Here is a 17,840-nt window from a genome sequence, read left to right as displayed (position 1 = left end):
AACAGGCTGCTGGACGAAAGTAAACAGGTCAGTTGCGGCGGACAATCAGCTTGACACCCTCAATTCGGGCCACCGCCACGATGCTGCCTGCGGGAATGATGCTGTCGTCCTCCGAGCGCGCGGTCCACACGCTGCCCATAATCTTGACTAGGCCGCGGTCATCTGTATTGCAGATTTCCTCTGTCACAATACCGGTCTTTCCCACATAGCGGTCAGCGTTTGTCTGCACTTTCTGAAAACGCGTCATGCGGCGAGCAAAGGGCCGTGTGCACAGCAGCAGGACTGCTGACACTGCCAAAAACAAAAGGACCTGTATCCACGGCGCCGCACCGAAGAAAGCCGCAACCGCCGCCACTATGCCGCTCACGGCGAACCAAACGCTTACAAGCTGAACCGTTAGGCCCTCTATGACTGCGGCAATGATGATAATGACAAGCCAAACAAACGGCATGACACCTGTCAGTTGTTCCCACATACTTCCCACCTCTCTTTCATTTTTGCCATTTTATCATAGAATGATACAGAACGCAAACAAAAGAAAGAGAGAATACTGCCTGCGGCGGCCCTATTCGTACAGAAAATATAAAAAAGGGAAAAGGCCGCTGTCCCGCGCATTGGGACCGGCCTTTTCACGTCTTTTCTTCGTTTTGCAGAGAAGCAACAGAACTGTAACCGCCAAATGAGATACTTTGCTTCCTTAAAAGTGAACCAGCAGCAGCAGCGTACCGCCCGTTAGAAGTGCCAGTCCCACCGCGGCCCTGCAACTCAGTTTTTCTTTTAGGAACAGGTAAGAGAACAGCACCGTAACCAGAATAGAAAGTTTATCGATGGGTGCTACCAAGCTGGCACTGCCCATTTGCAGCGCACGGTAATAACACAGCCATGACAATCCCGTTGCCAATCCGGAAAGTGCCAGGAACAGCCAGCTTTTCCCATCAATTACGGAAATCTGCTTTTGCAGGCCGCGTGCGAACACAATCCCCCACGCCAGCGCCAGCACCACCACCGTACGTATCGCGGTGCCGAGATTCGATTCTACCCCCTGTATGCCGACCTTACCGAGAATAGCCGTCAGGCTGGCGAAAACCGCCGAGGCCACCGCCCACACAAGCCAGCTTTTGCCCCCGGCAGCCGGTGCTTCTGTTTTTTTCTTTTGTATCATCAGCAGGGTACCGCTTAAAATCAGCACCATACCAATCAGCATATTGGCTGAAAATGGTTCGCCCAAAAACAGAAATGCCAGAATCATGGTCAGTACCGTACTGGATTTATCAATCGGTGCTACTTTATTGACATCACCCAGCTGCAGCGCACGGAAGTAACAAATCCAGCTGGCACCCGTTGCCAAGCCGGAAAGGACGAGGAACGTCCATGTGTGTGCGGACAGGCTGCCAATCTGGCCGCCGGAACCCACCACAACCACCATCAGCCACGCAAAGGCCAGCACAACAACTGTCCGCAGCGCCGTTGCCAAATGAGAATTGACATTTTTAATCCCGATTTTCGCCAATACCGCTGTAATACCGGCAAAAAACGCTGAACCAAACGCATAGAGAATCCACATATCTGTCTGTCTTCTTTCCTATTCAGAATAAAAAAGCCTCCACGACACAGGAAGCGGCGTGGAGGAGCCAGTTTTGGGCTGTTTTACTGTCTGGAATGATTTTTTCCCGTGTGAGCAGCAATTTCCTGAATATTTTTGCGCGCTGTGCGCAGTTCTGAAAGATTCTCGGTCAGGGAATCGTCCGCACGGCGCATCAGGTCATCCACATACCGGCTGCTGGCATGGCGCATATCACGTGTCTGTTTTTGGGCAACAGTCAGCATCTCCGTGGCAATCTTTTGTGCCTGCCGAAGGACCGCCTGCTTGCTGGTCATATCCCGTGCGCGTGTTTCCGCCTCTTGAATGGTGCGCTCTGCACGCTTCTGGGCATCCGTAAGGATTTTTGCGCGGTCAGCTACAATCGCGCGTGCCTGGCTTACCTCCCTCGGAAGAGTGTCACGCAGTTCACTGAGAATTTGGCGGGCTTCTTCACCGTTCAGCACGGCTTTTCCACGGCCGAGCGGCAAATGCCATGCGCCGTCCAGCATCTGTTCCAACTCGTCAATCAGTTCCTCTGCGCTGACGGTATTTTCATCACTCATTCCTTGTTTCCTCCTGTGTAAATGCGATCCATAATATCCGGCAGGATACACTGCGGTACGCATTTTGAAATATCGCCGCCGAACGTGGCGATTTGCTTCACTACGCTGGAGCTGAGAAACATATTTTCTGCGGTCGTGTTAAAAAAGATGGTTTCCAAGTCTGGGTTAAGATTCCGATTCGTAAGGGACATCTGAAACTCATACTCAAAGTCGGACAGAGCACGCAGGCCGCGGACCACGGCCACAGCGTGCTTTTGATGTGCATACTCGGCCAGAAGACCGTGAAAGCTGTCGATTTCCACCTGCGGCATCTCTTTGGTGCAGCGGCGAATCATTTCTTCCCGTTCTTCTGTTGTAAAGGCAGTGTGTTTGGCCGGATTGTCCAGTACCGCAACGATTACTCTGTCAAACAGTTTGCAGGAGCGGCGGATAATATCCAAGTGTCCCAGCGTCATCGGGTCAAAGCTGCCCGGGCAGATTGCAATTTTTTCTTTCCTCATACTGATACGTCCTTATGCACGAATGTAGCTATCCTGATTTTCCCGTAGCGGTACTCCCGCAGGTGGCAGAAATCGCCGGCGCTCTGCGGCAGTTCTTCATCGGCAGGGTGCTCACACAAAATCAGGCCACCCGGGTTCATGACTGCCGCACACAACGGCAGTGCCTGCTGCAGCAGGCCCGTACGGTAGGGCGGGTCCAGAAAACACAGGTCATATCGCTGCCCGCGGCGCTGCAGATACAGCAGGGTATCCGTCTGGTACACGCTGGCTTTATCCGCAAGACCTGTTATGGTCAGATTTTTCTGAATGACTTGTATGCTTTCCCGGCTGCTGTCCAAAAAGGTGGCATGGTCCGCACCGCGGCTAAGTGCCTCAATGCCCAGCTGGCCGGAACCGGCAAACGCGTCCAGCACCCGGCGGCCTTCCACCTGAAACTGAACGATGTCAAAAATTGCTTCTTTCACACGCTCCGGTGTGGGGCGTGTTTCGGAACCCTCCCGGGTAACAAGGCGGCGGCCTCTGGCCGTGCCGGTAATTACGCGCATGGATCCGAACTCCTTTCGTGGTGTGGTGGCGTTTTGTCACGAACTCTATTATCGCATTCCACGGCGTTCCTGTCAACTTTCAGCGAAAAAAAGGCGAAAATCAATTTTTCGGCGGCGTGCAATTTTCTTCCTGCCGAAAATAGGCATACACTTTTTCCGCGGCGGGACGGTTCATGCACGGCGCACCTGCCAGCTCTTCCAGCGTAGCCTCCCGAATGGCAGACACCGTACGAAAATGGTGCAGCAGGGCTTTTGCGCGCCGGTCACCGATACCCTCTATCTGTGTTAAGGACGAGGAAAAAGTATGTTTTTTGCGGCTTTGGCGGTGGTAGCTGATGGCCCAGCGGTGTACTTCATCCTGAATGCTGGAAACCAGCGTAAAGGCGGCACGGTGGCTGTTAATGGCAACTTCCCCGCCGCTGCCGGTAATGGCCCGGGTGCGGTGGCTATTGTCTTTAACCATACCGAACAGCGGCACCTGTAGACCAAAATGTTCCAGTACCGGCTGCACGGCACTGATCTGTCCTTTGCCGCCGTCCAGCAGAATAAGGTCCGGCAGGTGGCCGAACCCCTCATCCTCTTCTTTATGTGCCTCATATTCCTGAAACCGGCGGAACAGCACTTCCCGCATGGAAGCATAATCGTCCTGTCCCTCTACGGTTTTTATCCGGAACCGGCGGTAAGCAGAACGGAGCGGCCGACCATTTGCGAACACGACCATACCGGCCACGTTATCCTCCCCCGCTAAATTGGAAATATCATAAGACTCAATGTACTGCGGCGGGTGCGAAAGCCCCAGCAGACGGCCCAACTCGTCCAGCGCACTGGTTTCGCGGCCGGTGCGGCCGGTGGTCTGTGCCACCTGTTCCGCCGCGTTGCTGCGCACCATCTCTGCCAGATGAGCCTGTTCCCCTTTCTGCGGCACGGTGATATGCACGGCCCGGCCGACCTTTTCGCTCAGCCATCGCTCCAGCAGGTCAGTGTTTTCCGCGGGACCATCCAGTGTCACGCGCGGCGGAATGCGGTCCCGAATGGTATAGTACTGTTCCAAAAAAGCGCCGCGGGCACTTTCCGGTTCGCCAACCTGTCCCATCGGAAAGCTTTCACGGTCGCACAGACGGGCATCCTGAAAGCGGAACACCTGAAAACACGCGGCGTCGGCCCCCTGTGCCAGCGCAATGACATCCTGTTCCGGAACAGAAACTGCCACCACTTTCTGCCGGCCTGCCATACGGCGGATAGCAAGCAGCCGGTCCCGCAGACGGGCAGCACGCTCGAACTGCAAATGCTCGCTTGCCTCCCGCATCTTCTGTTCCAGCTGGTGCACAGAAGAAGCACTGCCACCGCGCAGAAAGTCAACCGCTTCCCGCACCAGCTCGCCATATTCTTCTTGGCTGATTTTTCCAAGGCAGGGTGCACAGCATTGCTTAATATAATAGTTTAGGCAGGGACGCCGCCTGCCTATATCCTGCGGAAAGCGGCGGGTGCAGCTAGGCAAACGGAAAATTTTCAGGGCTTCGTCCACACTCTGCCGGGTTGCCCAGGAACTGACATACGGTCCCAGATAAACAGCACCATCGTCCATCTTCTGCTGTACTTGTGAAACACGCGGCCATGCTTCCTTCGTAACACGAATATAATGATAGCCTTTGTCGTCCTTCAGCAAAATATTATACTTTGGCTGATGCTGTTTAATCAGGCTTGCTTCCAGCACCAGTGCCTCAAATTCACTATCTGTCAGGATATACTCAAACCAGTCCACATGGGCAACCATCTGGCGCACTTTTTCCGCATGATTCTTCTCACTGCCAAAATACTGGCTCACACGATTTTTCAGTGCTTTGGCCTTACCAATATAAATAATCTGTCCGCTGTGGTCGTGCATGATATATACCCCGGGATGCAGGGGCAAATTCATGGCCCGCCGGCGCAGTTCCCGGCGCTTTTCCTCACTAAGCAAATGTCCCGCCCCCTTTTTTCTTTAGTGGTATAAAAAAGCTGCCCCGTCACGGAAAAGACCATGAAGACGGGGCAGTATGCAGTACAAATTATTCAGCAAAGCCGGACTTGACCAAATCGACCAGGCTGTTGACAGCTTCTTCTTCATCGGGGCCGTCCGCAATAATATGGATTGTCGTACCGCCGACAATTCCCAGAGAAAGTACGCCCAGCAGGCTTTTTGCGTTGACACGGCGTTCTTCCTTTTCAACCCAGATAGAAGATTTGTATTCGTTGGCCTTCTGAATAAAGAAGGTAGCAGGACGGGCGTGCAGTCCGACCTGATTCTGGACCAATACTTCTTTAACACACATTCCAATTATCTCCTAACGATTAAAAATTTTCAGCATTAAAAATATACACACGGAACAAAAAGACAAGCTTTTGCGCTTACAGTTGTATTATAGCACATTTGAAAGTGCGGTCAATCACTGCGTCGAAAATTCGGACTAATACCTAAGCTGGGGGCTTTCCGGCACAAGTTCCTTCGTGCATATTGACAGGTTTGTTGAAAACTTTTAGGCTCTCTGCCTTATACTTTTAACGATTATTTATAACTACTATTCTCCATCTTTACACTGTTCCATGTACTGCTGCAAAAAAGCACGGTCCGCTGGGGTAAGCGGTGCACTCTGCAGCATATCCGGGCGTTTGTGCAGGGTACGCAGCAGGCTTTGCTGCCGCCGCCAGCACGCAATGTTGGCATGGTGCCCGGTCATCAGCTGGGGCGGTACACTTTTGCCGCGCCACACCTGTGGGCGGCTGTACTGCGGGTACTCCAGCAGGCCATTGTAGTGGCTTTCCTCCTGGTAGCATTCGGCGGCGGCCAGTACACCTGGCTGCAGCCGGGCAAGCGAGTCAATCAGGCACAGCGCCGGCAGCTCTCCGCCAGTCAACACAAAGTCCCCCAGCGAAACTTCCTCGTCAACATAAGTTTCCAGCACACGTTCGTCTACGCCCTCATAGTGGCCGCAGAGAATACACAGATTCTCGTAGCCATTTAGTTCTTTCAAAAGCTTTTGATTAAGCGGCCTGCCCTGCGGGCTCATAAATATAATATGCGGTTTTTCGCCGAGTGTCCGGGTGAGGTCGTCAAAGCAGGCCGCAATGGGCTCCGCCAGCAGCAGCATTCCCTTTCCGCCGCCAAAGACGGTATCATCCACCGTACTGTGCCGGTCATGGGCATAGCTGCGCAGCTGGTGCGGCACAATTTGAACTGCACCGCGTTTGCGCCCGCGGCCAACGATGCTTTCCGCCAGCACGGCCTCACACATTTCCGGAAACAGGGTAACTAGGTCAATCCGCATGGAACATTCCCTCCATTGGCAGGATTTCCAGTGTGCCGCTTTCAAGGTCAATCTTTTTGACTACCTGCGGCACTGCCGGCAGCAGTACAGTCTTTCCGTCCGTATCTTTTACTTCATATACATCATTGGCGCCAGTGGAATACACCTGTGTCAGGGTACCGTACACCTGGCCGCTCTGTGCGTCCGTAACCGTCAGGCCCAGCAAATCCTGCTGAAAATAGGTGCCCTCCGGCAGGTTGACATCCGCTCGGCGGAAGCACAGCACTTTCCCTCGCAGAGCGTCCGCCTGTTCAAGGGTTGCCACACCCTCCAGCGTAAGCAGCAAGAGGTTTTTGTGCACACGGGAGGACATCACCTGTACGGGATTCTTGTCCTTTTCCCAGTAAAGCGTATGGAACTGCCGCAGAAATGATGCCGAGTCACACCATGGTTCCAAACGAAGCTCCCCGCGTACGCCGTGGGTGCCAACGATTCTGCCGGCCTCCAGATACTCTGTCTTCATGTTTTTCCTCCCTTTCACCGGTCCGCCACAGACAAAAAGAATGCCGCAAGCCAAAAACGCCTGCGGCAGCTTTGTTCTGCATCAATCAGTCGATTTCAACAGACACCTTGGTGTCCTGTCTGGTGGCAGCCGCACGCATAACCACGCGGATAGCCCGTGCAATGCGTCCCTGCTTGCCGATAACACGGCCCATATCCGGTTCCGCCACATGCAGATGATAAGTAACCGTGCCGTCCGGTGCAGGCGCGTCAACCGTCACCTGAACAGCCGAGGGGTCTTCCACCAATCCCTGCGCAAGGGCAGTCAGAAGTTTTTCCATGGAAGGGCCCTCCCCTTTTTTACAGTACGCCGTTCTTCTTGAACAGGCGCTTTACGGTATCGGTCGGCTGTGCGCCGTTCTTCATCCAGTTCTGCACCTTGTCGGCGTCTACCTTAACCTCGGCAGGCTCCTTCAGCGGGTTGTAGTAACCGATTTCTTCAATGAAACGGCCGTCGCGGGGGTCGCGGGAATCTGCCACAACAATACGATAAAACGGGCTTTTCTTTGCGCCCATGCGGCGCAGACGAATCTTGACTGCCATAAGTTTGTACCTCCAGAATTTTTCTACGCAAAATAAATATAATAAAGGAATTTATAACCTGGGAAAAACGCGGTTTCCCCGAATTATCCGGTCAGTTAAAAGGCATTCCGCCCGGCATGCCGGGCATGTTCATCGGCGGCATAAAGCGGCGGCGGCCTTTTTTACCCTTCACACGCTTCATCAGCTTCTGCATTTGTTCCATGGAACGCAGCAGCTTGTTGACATCCTCCACCCGGGTGCCGCTGCCGGCGGCAATGCGCCGTTTGTGGGATGGATTTATGAGAGAGGGCTTTTCACGTTCCTGCGGTGTCATGGAAAGGATAATGGCCTTTTCACGGTCCACAATACGGTCATCCAGCTGGGAGTCGCTTAGCTTGCGGGTATCCATGCCGATTTTTTCCAGAACACCGCGAATTGGTCCCATTTTTTTAATTTGGTCGAATTGCGCCAGTAAGTCGTTAAAGTCCAGCTTGTTCTGCAGCATTCGCTTGGCGGCTTTTTCCGCTTGCTTTTCGTCCAGCTTTGTCTGTGCATCTTCAATGAGTGTCAGCACATCACCCATGCCCAAAATGCGGGAAGCCATGCGGTCCGGGTGGAACACCTCAATATCATCCAGCTTTTCGCCCACACCGGCAAATTTGATAGGCTTGCCGGTCACTGCTTTTACGGAAAGCGCCGCACCGCCGCGGGTGTCGCCGTCCAGCTTAGTAAGGATAACGCCGGTGATGTCCAGCTTTTCATCAAAGGACTTCGCCACGTTGACTGCTTCCTGACCGGTCATGCTGTCCACGACCAGCAGGATTTCATTGGGATGCACCGCTTCTTTGATGTTTTTCAGCTCATCCATCAGTTTGTCGTCTATCTGCAAACGGCCGGCAGTATCAATGAGTACAAAATCGTTGCCGTAATCCTTCGCACGGCGCACAGCGTCTTTGCTGATGCGTATCGGGTCGCCCTGTCCTTCCTCAAAGACCGGCACACCGGCCTGCTGCCCAACAATCTGCAGCTGTTTAATGGCGGCCGGACGGTAAACATCGCACGCCACCAGCAGCGGCCGGTGACCTTTTTTCTTCAGCAGGCGTCCCAGCTTTGCCGCGTGGGTGGTTTTGCCGGCGCCCTGCAGGCCGCACAGCAGCATAACGCACGGCCCGGAGGATGGGATGTTGAGCCGCGCTTCGCCGCCGCCCATCAGGTTGGTCAGTTCTTCGTCCACAATTTTGACAACCATCTGGCCAGGCGTCAGGCTTTCCATAACCTCACTGCCGATGGCACGCTCACTCACCTTTTTTGTGAATTCCTTTGCCACCTTGTAGTTGACGTCGGCCTCCAACAGAGCAAGGCGCACCTCGCGCATGGCGGCCTTCACGTCGTCTTCGGTAAGCTTTCCCTTGCTTTTCAGCCGTTTAAACGCGGCGGAAAGTTTATCTGAAAGGCTTTCAAATGCCATTGGTGCTCCTCCTTTTTACTCTGCTGCTTCCATCCGGTCAAGGACCTTTAAAAGGTTTGTAATCTGTTCTGTAATGGAACGGTCATAAACAAAGCGGCTGTTGTAGTCACGAATGTGTTCCGCATACCCGCGCAGTTTGGCGTAGGCGGCCATACGGTCACGGGAACAGCGCAGCAGGCCAAGGTTTGTTTCCATTTCCCGCAGCTGTGCTTCCCCGCGTTTGACCGCATCCCGCACCCCCTGCCGGGTGATGCCTTCGTTCTGGGCAATTTCCGACAGGGACAGGTCGTCGTTGTAGTAGCAGGCAAGAATTTTCCGCTGCTTCGGGGTAAGCATAGCCCCATAGTAGTCCAGCAGCAGTGAAATTTCCAAATCCTTTGCCATAACGATGCCTCCGTTCTTTCTTGTAAAGCCATATGCTTTACAAGCAAAAAGATTATACTGCATGAGCGTATGTTTGTCAAGCGGTACATTTTTTACAGACTTTACTTTTCCCCCTTTTCAATTCACATAGTTGCCTTTATAATAGAAAAGGAAAATCAGTGAAAAAACAGGGATAAAGACGTGGAGGTTCCATTTATATATGAAACAGGTTATTATTATCGGCGCCGGGCCGGCAGGCCTGACCGCCGCGCATGATTTGCTGTCCCGCGCAGGCAACGACTATAACGTCACGATACTGGAAGAAAGCAACGCCGTTGGCGGCATTTCCCGTACAGTGCGCTGGCACGGCAACCGCATGGACATCGGTGGACACCGCTTTTTCTCCAAAGAAAGCCGTGTCAACCGCTGGTGGGCGCAGCGGCTGCCCGCGCAGGGCACACCGGCCTACGACGACAAAGTGCTGAACCGTCCCTGCACGCTGACGCCGGACGGACCAGACCCCGAAGTACAGGACCGCGTCATGCTGACACGGCAGCGGGTGTCACGCATTTATTACAACCGCCGCTTCTTCGACTATCCCATTTCTATGAAGCCACAGACGTTCCGGAACCTCGGTCTTGCCAGCACCCTGCAGGCCGGCGGCAGCTACCTGCACGCCTGTCTGCACAAACTGCCGGAAAACAATCTGGAAAATTTCTACATCAACCGCTTTGGCAAAACGCTGTACAGTATGTTCTTCGAGGGATACACTGAAAAGGTGTGGGGACGCCCGCCGCGCATGATTTCCGCAGACTGGGGCGCACAGCGCGTAAAAGGCCTGTCCGTTTCCGCCGTGCTGAAAGATATGCTGCAGAAAGCAGCTGGCAAAAAATCCACCGATACCCAAACTTCTCTGATAGAACAGTTCCAGTACCCGAAATATGGTCCGGGCCAAATTTGGGAGCAGACCGCCGCTGAGGTGGAAAGGATGGGTGGCACACTGTACCGAAACTGCCATGTAACCGGCATCCATACACAGGACGGCCACGTAACTTCCCTGACCGTGGAAACCCCGAAAGGAATACAAAACATAACCGGTGACATTTTCCTGTCGTCTATGCCGGTCAAGGACCTTATCGGCGGCATGGATGCGGTTCCGGAAGAAATCTCCAAACTGGCGGCTGGCCTTCCTTACCGCGATTTTGTCACACTGGGGCTTCTGGTGAAAAAGCTGAACCTAAAAAACGAAACCGGCCGCAAAACGCTGGGTAATATCGTACCCGACTGCTGGATTTACATACAGGACACCGGCATTAAGCTGGGACGGCTGCAAATTTTCAACAACTGGTCCCCCTATATGGTGAAAGACCCGGAACACACCATATGGATTGGGCTGGAATATTTCTGCACCGAGGGTGACGCCTTCTGGAACATGACTGAAGAATCCTGCATGGCCTTTGCCGCTGGTGAGCTGCTGAAAATGGGCATTCTGGCAAGTGCGGACGATATTCTGGATTTCCACCGCGAACGCGTGAAAAAAGCCTACCCCGCCTACTTTGACACCTACGCGCACATGGACCGCATCATTACTTACTTAAATCAGTACCAAAATTTGTACTGCATTGGCCGCAACGGGCAGCACCGCTACAACAACATGGACCACTCCATGATGACAGCCTTTGAGGCGGTGGACAATATTCTTTCTGGCCGCGCGGACAAGACAAACGTATGGAATGTGAATACCGACACGGACTATCAAGAAGAAAAACAGGACTGACGGATGGTGTATGGTATGAACAGACAACAAATACGCCCGTCCGTCTTCTCCCATCCATACCTACTGCTGTGTCTAGGCTGCATGCTGGTGTACGCCAGTTTCTCAGCCGGACAGGCGGAAGCTCCGCTGCCCCTGCGCAGTGTTCTGCTGCCAGCCATCTGCACGGCACTGGGCACAGCGTGGTTTATGGCACGATACTGCATATGCGGTAGTTCCCATCTGCTGTCCGTCCTGACAGTGATATTCTCCGCCGCGTGTGTGCTCTGTGCCGCAATGCTGTGCCTGTTGTCGAGCCACCCGCTGTCCGCGCTGACACTGCTTTTGCTACTGATGCTGGCCGCCGCCGGTTTCTGGGAATACCGACAGCAGTGGCTGTCCGACCAGGCCACCTGTATTCTGCTGGGCGCAGGTGCTTTCTTTCTGCACGCCTGCTATATTTTATATACTTCTTATCTGACACGTCAGCACGATGTTTTTCCGGTGTCTCAGTCGGAAGGGCACCAGGCATATATTTTATATTTTGTAGACCACAATTTTGCCCTGCCGGATTTTGCCCCCAATAAGGTCTGGGAGTTCTACCATCCGCCGCTGCACTATTTTCTCAGCGCCATGTGGGTAAAGCTGCAGATGTTCTTCGGCACCAATACGGAGACCGCCATAGAAAATGTGCAATTCCTGTCGCTTTTCTATTCCTGCGCCGTCATCATTCTCGGGTACCGCATTCTGCAGGCACTGCACCTAAAAGGTGCGGCGCTCACGCTGCCGTTCGCCATCCTCTGCTTTCACCCGATGCTCATTCTGCTGGCCGGCAGCATCAACAACGATGTGCTGTGTCTGGCATTGACCATGGCCTCCATTTTGTATGCCATTCGCTGGTACCAGAGTCCAACCGTAAAAAACATTCTTCTACTGGGCCTGTTCCTTGGTCTTGCCATGATGGCGAAAAGCGCCGGTGTGCTGGCGGCACCCGCCGTGGCGGTTCTGTTTCTGATTCGTCTAATCAAAGGAAAGGGAAAGCGCCGCGGCCTGTGGAAACAGTATGGCCTGTTCCTGCTGGTCTGTGCACCGCTGGGACTGTGGTGGAGCCTGTACGGAAAAATCCGCTTTCAAATGCCGTTCGGCGCTATCTCCGCGCTGGCAAAAAACAACCCGCAGTATCTGGGTACTGATACGCCCCTTCAGCGGCTGTTCAGTATAGACTGGCAGCACCTGACCGTTTTTGAAAACTGGGACTGGCAAAACCAAGTCTTTGAGCACAACCTGTTTACAGCACTCTTTAAAACGTCCGTCTTTGATGAGGCAAAGCTGTTCACGGGAGGTGTCGGACTGTGCTTTTCTCAGGTCCTGTTCTGGACTAACATCCTGCTGGCTGCAGCTGCCTTTGTCTGCATGGTTCGCTGCGCTGTGCAGGTGGGAAAATCCGGCAGTCTGCAGCCGTACCGCTCAGAAGTGCTGTTCTGCGGTGTGCTGTACGGCACCTGCATGGCGTTTTACATCTGGTTCTGTTTTAAACAGCCCTTCGCCTGCACCCAAAGCTTCCGATACATTTTCCCCACGGTCCTGGTCGGCACCGTGGGTATCGGTGCAGTACTGCAAGAGCACCGTCCCCGTGCCGTAACCTGTGCCCTTGCACTGCTTATCACGCTGTTCTGTGTGTGCAGTGCCGGTGTCTATCTACTGTTGGGTACAAAATAAACAACAATCAAAAAGCCCGCCGCACGGAAAACTGCTTCTCCGCACGGCGGGCTTTCTGTATGTTTTTGTCAGGTATTCTGTACACATTTCTGTTTTCGGCGGACTCTGCGTGCCTCCCGCTCCGGAACAACAACTTTCTTCTGATAAATGACCGTTTCCTTTACTGCCACACCGCTCAGCGCCAGCAGGCTGATGAGGTTTGGTATGGCCATCAGTGCGTTGGTAATGTCAGACAGTGTCCAAACGAGCTGCATCTCCACGGTAGAGCCAATGAGAGACATAAAGGCAAACAGCACCCGATACACATAGCTGGCAGAGGGGTTCTTTACCAGAAACTTCAGCGCCACTTCGCCCATATATTCCCATCCGATAATTGTAGAAAACGCAAACAGTGTCAGGCTAATGGCTACAATCCATGCGCCCATAGGACCAAGCACGCTCTGGAACGCCTGCATGGTCAGTTCCACACCATTCAGTACATGCCCGTCCGGTCCCTTTGTCCCCAGTACGCCGGAAGCGGCAATGCTTAGGCCGGTCACCGTGCAGACCACGATGGTGTCAAAGAAAGCTCCGGTCATGCTGATGTACCCCTGACGGGCCGGATAATCTGTTGTAGCCGCTGCTGATGTAATGGCCGCGGAGCCAAGGCCCGCTTCATTGGAAAAGACACCGCGTGAACAGCCGGCACGCATGGCATTCATCATGGTCACCACAATCGTACCACCGACGCCGCCAGCCGCCGCACGTGCCGTAAAGGCCATGTGGAAAATCTGTGCAAGGCCGGCAGGCACATTCTGTATTCTGCTAAAAATGCAGGCAAATCCAGCCATCATGTACAGTACAGCCATTGCCGGTACCAGTATGGACGACACTTTGGAAATAGACTGAATGCCGCCGACCAGTACAACGAATGCCAGTATGGTGATAACCAGGCCGGTTATCCATGTTGGTATATGAAAGGTACCGTATATAGCAGAAGAAATGGAGTTTGCCTGCGTCAGGTCGCCGATACCGAATGACGCCAGCACCGTAAACACTGCAAACAGTGCAGCCAGTACCATGCCGAGCTTTTTGCAGCGAAATCCATTTTTTATGGTATACATGGGGCCACCGCACATCTCGCCGTTTTGGTCCCGTTCCCGGAACCGGACCGCCAGTGTACACTCGGTGTACTTCGTTGCCAACCCGACCATTGCCGAAATCCACATCCATACCAGTGCGCCCGGGCCGCCCATCACCATTGCCGTAGCCACACCGGCAATATTGCCGGTGCCTATGGTGGCAGCGAGCGTTGTCATCAATGCCGCAAACGGCGTAATGTCCCCGGAACCATTCTTTTTATGGGAATCCTCCCCAAAGACAGAGCGCAGCGCATATCCCAGATTCCGCCACGGCAGAAAGTGAAGTCGAAACATTAGAAAAATGCCGGTGCCTATCAGCGCAGTGACCATAACTGGTCCCCACACAGCACCGTCAATGCGTTCCAACAAATTGGTTATTTTACTCATTCGGGGCCGTCATCTTCTTTCTTTTTTATAATCCGTGTCCTACAGGATGAATATTGAAATGCAATCCTGTTTATTCATTCTCCTGTACCTCTTAGTAAGATTATAGAGGAAATCACAGTGTTTGTAAATGTACCCGCTGTGCAGTCATGTTACCTCCAGCACTCTGCGGCCGCCTTTTTTGCCCGGTGGGATTGTGTTATAATGGAAACAGAAAAAACGGTTTCAATTTTGCAGACAAAGGAGTTTTCCACCATGAGAAAAAAAGCCGCAGCCCTGCTGCTGGCGCTGGTCCTCTGCATTGGCGCGGCAGGCACGCTGCCCGCTGCAGCCGCCGGCAGTTCTTCCGTCAGCTCCACGACATCTTCCCGCTCCGGTACACCGATACAGCTGACAGATGAGCACCTGAAGCTGACTGTGCCCACCGGCCTGTACGCCTTTACGCAGAACACGGACCCCTCGGACCCCTCACTTGCCAAAGCGGGCATTACAAACTGGATTCGGCAGAAACAGGATATGCAGCAGCAGAATGAAATACTGCTCATCTGCGCCCCAAACAGTGCCTACACCATTTATCTGCGGAAAAAGGATACTTCCAGCACTCAAAAATACTACAATATGAAGGATATGTCCGGTACCGCGGTGCAGTCGCTAATGTCAGAACTGAACAAGCCGGAGTCGTCCGTAAACGGCTCAGACTCCATAAAGTCCTCCTCCAAGCGCGTTACCGGTGCTGCAGGGCTGCCGTATGTGTATGTGGAAATGAACGGTACACTGGACAATAAAAAGGTCCAGGAGGCCGCCTACTTAACCATTGCGAATGGCAGAAGCTATACACTGGGAACTTATCGGGAAATTGGCGCACTTACGGCACCGCAGCATGCCAGTTTGAAGGCACTGGCAGACAGCCTTCAGGTAACGCAGTATCTGCCCAAACAGCAGGAAAGCGGCGGTTCCGCTTTTTCTGCACTATTTCTGGCAGGACCGCTGCTGTTCCTGGCGGCACTGGTGGCAGTACTGTACATTGTCGGCCGCGTAAGCCGTACCCATGAAAAGCGGCGCAAAGCTGTTATGCTGGAGCGCATAACGGACTACCGCCGGCGGCAGGAAGAAAAGGAAGCGGCAGCCCGCGAGCGGGGCATTCCATTGGCGGGACCGGAAGTACTGGTGGAAAACACAACAAAGTGTGTGAAAAAGGCGCTGCAGCGCTTTAGCCGGGTAGACCTGCTGCTGAATCGAAAGGGAACTTGGATTTTTCTGCTGATTGCAGCGGCCTTGTGCCTGTTTATCGCAACAAAGGATTCCTCTACATTGGTCAGAATCTTTGCCATACTCGGCGCCGTATTCTGTGTGATCTATATTTTACGCATCCCGCATAAGGTTTTTCAAGCGGAGGATGGAACTTACCGCAAAATGAAGACGCGCAAAGTGCGCTACCAGTTTCGGGCAGAGGATTTTCGGGTGACCGGCGTTTCCTCCGGTGTTTACCCCTATGTGCAAATTGCCAAGGTCTACGAAACCAGCCGATACTTTTATCTGTACCTAGGCGCAAACCATGTCTGTTTAGTCAACAAGCATGATTTTACCAAAGGCACCGCCGATGACCTGCGTGCCATTTTGCAGAAACAATGTTCAAATTTTAAACCGCACCGAAAGCACCGAAATAAATAAAACAGACAGAAAAGCAGCCGTCTAAAAATCCAACGGCTGCTTTATAAAAACTCTCTCTTTTTTAACCGGAAGGCCGCTTACAAAATGGCCAATACAATAAAGTTCAGTACAAACAAAATGGCAGAAACAAGCAGGATAGGATGGACGTCCTTGAACTTGCCCTTGACAGCCTTGACAATGCAGTAGAAAATGAAGCCCGCCGCAATGCCATAGGAAATGCTGTAAGCCAGTGCCATGAAGATAGCCGCGCCAAAGGCAGGAATGGCCTCTTCCATGTCCGGCCAGTTAACTTCCTTGAAGGAGCTCATCATCATGATACCGACGATAATCAGTGCCGGTGCCGTAGCCGCGGCTGGGATACAGCCCGCTACCGGAGCAAGAATTGTGCACAGCATGAACATAATCGCCGTTGTCAGGCTAGTCAGTCCTGTGCGGCCGCCAGCGCCAATACCGGCAGCGCTTTCCACAAAGGTTGTTGTGTTGGATGTGCCGAAAATAGCGCCGATGGAAGTAGCAATGGAATCCGCAAACAGCGCACGGTCCATTTTGGAGTTGAAGCCTTTGCTGTCGTTCAGTGCCGCCTCGTCCTCTTCACTGAAAATACCGGTGCGGCGGCCTGTACCGATGAAGGTGCCGATGGTATCAAATGTATCGGAAAGGCTGAACGCAAAGATGGTCATAATAACCAACAGGAACTTGCTGGGGTCGTTAAACAATGAACCCATGCCCTGCGAGCTGAACGCAGCGCCGAAAGTGGTGCCCAGTTTGGAAAAAGCAGTGCCAAGGCTTCCAAACGTAATGGACGCGCCGGAGAAATCCGTAACGCCAAACGGAATGCCGATTACTGTTGTGGCGATAATGCCAATGAGAATGGCGCCCTTAACGTTCAGCATGAGCAGAATCACAATGAGAATGATGCCGAACAGTGCCACCAGCACGGAGGGCTGGTTAAAAGTAGCGATAGACGGAACCACACCACCATTGGAAGCCACCGAGGTAATTCCCTTGTAGGCTGCGGTCGCGCTGTATGGCTGACCGTTGATAGCCACCATGGAAGAACTGTCCGTTGAGAACTGGATAAGGTTTGCATTCTTCAGGCCGATATATGCCACAAAGATGCCGATGCCGCCGCTGATAGCATTTTGCAGGCTCTTTGGAATCGACTTGATAATGAGCTTACGGAATTTGGTAACGGTAATGATGATGTTGATAAGGCCGCAGATGAACACCATTGCCAATGCCTGCTGCCAAGTGAAGTGCAGGGACATGCACACCGTGTAGGTAAAGAATGCGTTCAGTCCCATGCCCGGCGCCTGTGCGTACGGAACATTTGCGAACAGTGCCATGACCAGGGTGCCGATGGACGCGGCAATGATGGTAGCCAGGAACACCGCCTGACTGTCCATGCCGGTCTTGCTAAGCACCTGTGGGTTAACAAACAGGATATACGACATGGTGAAGAACGTCGTAATACCGGCCATAATTTCCGTATGGACGTTTGTCCCGTTCCCCTTCAGGTTAAAAAAGTCTCCCTTGGGATGGTACGCCTGTTTCTTGGTTTCCTCCATTTTATTTCCTTCCTTCAAAAAATAAAACTGCCCGGCAAATCATTGTGTCGGGTTCTATTTTTAAGTATATCTGTTTTTCTGACATTGCGCAAGGTGTTATTTACACAAAATTTCGATTTCTGAAATAAATTATTCATACTTTAGCAGTTCCTACGCTTTCTGTCATTCCCTTCTGCACACTTTCCACAGGCCGCAGACACAGAAACCCCGGAGCCGTAAAATGGCTTCGGGGTTTG

General features: G+C 53.0%; 17 protein-coding genes and 1 pseudogene. 3 read left to right on the top strand and 15 right to left on the bottom strand.

Translation table 11 applies throughout. The annotated features are described in order from the left end of the window. Positions 1–28: 28 nt before the first annotated feature. The 13 genes and pseudogenes from GJQ69_RS02160 to GJQ69_RS02100 form a co-directional block, all read right to left on the bottom strand. The gene (locus GJQ69_RS02160; protein ID WP_236849716.1) at positions 29–475 is read right to left on the bottom strand and encodes an NfeD family protein; all 447 of its coding nucleotides are present in this window, start codon (positions 473–475) and stop codon (positions 29–31) included. Positions 476–697: 222 nt separating this feature from the next. Beyond that, entirely contained in the window at positions 698–1,564 is an 867-nt protein-coding gene (locus GJQ69_RS02155; RefSeq protein WP_086036447.1) for an EamA family transporter, read from the bottom strand. A gap of 83 nt (positions 1,565–1,647) precedes the next feature. Then, complete coding sequence (locus GJQ69_RS02150) at positions 1,648–2,145, bottom strand: hypothetical protein (protein ID WP_086036448.1); 498 nt, start codon at positions 2,143–2,145, stop codon at positions 1,648–1,650. Beyond that, positions 2,142–2,645: a pantetheine-phosphate adenylyltransferase gene (gene coaD / locus GJQ69_RS02145; RefSeq protein ID WP_086036449.1), complete on the bottom strand. Its 504-nt coding sequence runs from the start codon at positions 2,643–2,645 to the stop codon at positions 2,142–2,144. The genes GJQ69_RS02150 and coaD overlap by 4 nt, the downstream gene beginning before the upstream one ends. Continuing rightward, positions 2,642–3,193 (bottom strand): annotated as a pseudogene (rsmD, locus tag GJQ69_RS02140) (16S rRNA (guanine(966)-N(2))-methyltransferase RsmD); the annotation flags it as partial. The pseudogene rsmD and the gene coaD, both read right to left, overlap by 4 nt. 97 nt (positions 3,194–3,290) lie before the next feature. Then, on the bottom strand, positions 3,291–5,150 hold the full coding sequence (gene uvrC / locus GJQ69_RS02135) for an excinuclease ABC subunit UvrC (protein ID WP_236849715.1): 1,860 nt from the start codon (positions 5,148–5,150) through the stop codon (positions 3,291–3,293). 88 nt (positions 5,151–5,238) lie between these two features. Next, complete coding sequence (locus tag GJQ69_RS02130; RefSeq protein ID WP_086036451.1) at positions 5,239–5,502, bottom strand: HPr family phosphocarrier protein; 264 nt, start codon at positions 5,500–5,502, stop codon at positions 5,239–5,241. A 246-nt stretch (positions 5,503–5,748) separates the two neighbouring features. Next, positions 5,749–6,495, bottom strand: coding sequence for a tRNA (guanosine(37)-N1)-methyltransferase TrmD (gene trmD, locus GJQ69_RS02125; RefSeq protein WP_086036452.1), 747 nt, complete (start codon positions 6,493–6,495; stop codon positions 5,749–5,751). Continuing rightward, complete coding sequence (rimM, locus tag GJQ69_RS02120) at positions 6,485–6,997, bottom strand: ribosome maturation factor RimM (protein ID WP_086036453.1); 513 nt, start codon at positions 6,995–6,997, stop codon at positions 6,485–6,487. The genes trmD and rimM overlap by 11 nt, the downstream gene beginning before the upstream one ends. Before the next feature lie 85 nt (positions 6,998–7,082). After that, positions 7,083–7,316, bottom strand: coding sequence for a KH domain-containing protein (locus GJQ69_RS02115; RefSeq protein ID WP_086036454.1), 234 nt, complete (start codon positions 7,314–7,316; stop codon positions 7,083–7,085). Positions 7,317–7,335: 19 nt separating this feature from the next. Beyond that, on the bottom strand, positions 7,336–7,578 hold the full coding sequence (gene rpsP, locus GJQ69_RS02110) for a 30S ribosomal protein S16 (RefSeq protein WP_086036455.1): 243 nt from the start codon (positions 7,576–7,578) through the stop codon (positions 7,336–7,338). A 91-nt stretch (positions 7,579–7,669) separates the two neighbouring features. After that, positions 7,670–9,025 (bottom strand): signal recognition particle protein, encoded by a 1,356-nt coding sequence (gene ffh, locus GJQ69_RS02105; protein ID WP_086036456.1) that lies wholly within the window; start codon positions 9,023–9,025, stop codon positions 7,670–7,672. Positions 9,026–9,040: 15 nt separating this feature from the next. Next, positions 9,041–9,409 (bottom strand): sigma factor-like helix-turn-helix DNA-binding protein, encoded by a 369-nt coding sequence (locus tag GJQ69_RS02100; RefSeq protein WP_086036457.1) that lies wholly within the window; start codon positions 9,407–9,409, stop codon positions 9,041–9,043. A 199-nt stretch (positions 9,410–9,608) separates the two neighbouring features. On the opposite strand from GJQ69_RS02100, the gene GJQ69_RS02095 reads away from it, so the two are divergent. Further along, on the top strand, positions 9,609–11,165 hold the full coding sequence (locus GJQ69_RS02095; protein ID WP_174192818.1) for an NAD(P)/FAD-dependent oxidoreductase: 1,557 nt from the start codon (positions 9,609–9,611) through the stop codon (positions 11,163–11,165). Between the two features lie 15 nt (positions 11,166–11,180). Next, positions 11,181–12,860, top strand: a complete 1,680-nt coding sequence (locus GJQ69_RS02090; protein ID WP_157658982.1) for an ArnT family glycosyltransferase — start codon at positions 11,181–11,183, stop codon at positions 12,858–12,860. 68 nt (positions 12,861–12,928) lie between these two features. On the opposite strand, the gene GJQ69_RS02085 is transcribed toward GJQ69_RS02090, so the two are convergent. Then, positions 12,929–14,368, bottom strand: a complete 1,440-nt coding sequence (locus GJQ69_RS02085; RefSeq protein WP_174192816.1) for an alanine/glycine:cation symporter family protein — start codon at positions 14,366–14,368, stop codon at positions 12,929–12,931. Positions 14,369–14,620: 252 nt separating this feature from the next. On the opposite strand from GJQ69_RS02085, the gene GJQ69_RS02080 reads away from it, so the two are divergent. Continuing rightward, positions 14,621–16,036 (top strand): YcxB family protein, encoded by a 1,416-nt coding sequence (locus tag GJQ69_RS02080; protein WP_157658983.1) that lies wholly within the window; start codon positions 14,621–14,623, stop codon positions 16,034–16,036. Between the two features lie 77 nt (positions 16,037–16,113). Here GJQ69_RS02080 and GJQ69_RS02075 read toward each other — a convergent pair whose 3' ends face one another. Next, complete coding sequence (locus GJQ69_RS02075) at positions 16,114–17,604, bottom strand: NCS2 family permease (protein ID WP_086036462.1); 1,491 nt, start codon at positions 17,602–17,604, stop codon at positions 16,114–16,116. Between the last annotated feature and the right edge of the window lie 236 nt (positions 17,605–17,840).

This window comes from Caproicibacterium lactatifermentans, from assembly GCF_013315815.1.
Lineage (GTDB): Bacteria > Bacillota > Clostridia > Oscillospirales > Acutalibacteraceae > Caproicibacterium > Caproicibacterium lactatifermentans.
The sequence above is the reverse complement of the archived record's forward strand: the minus strand, read 5'-3'. Positions and strand labels throughout refer to the sequence as shown.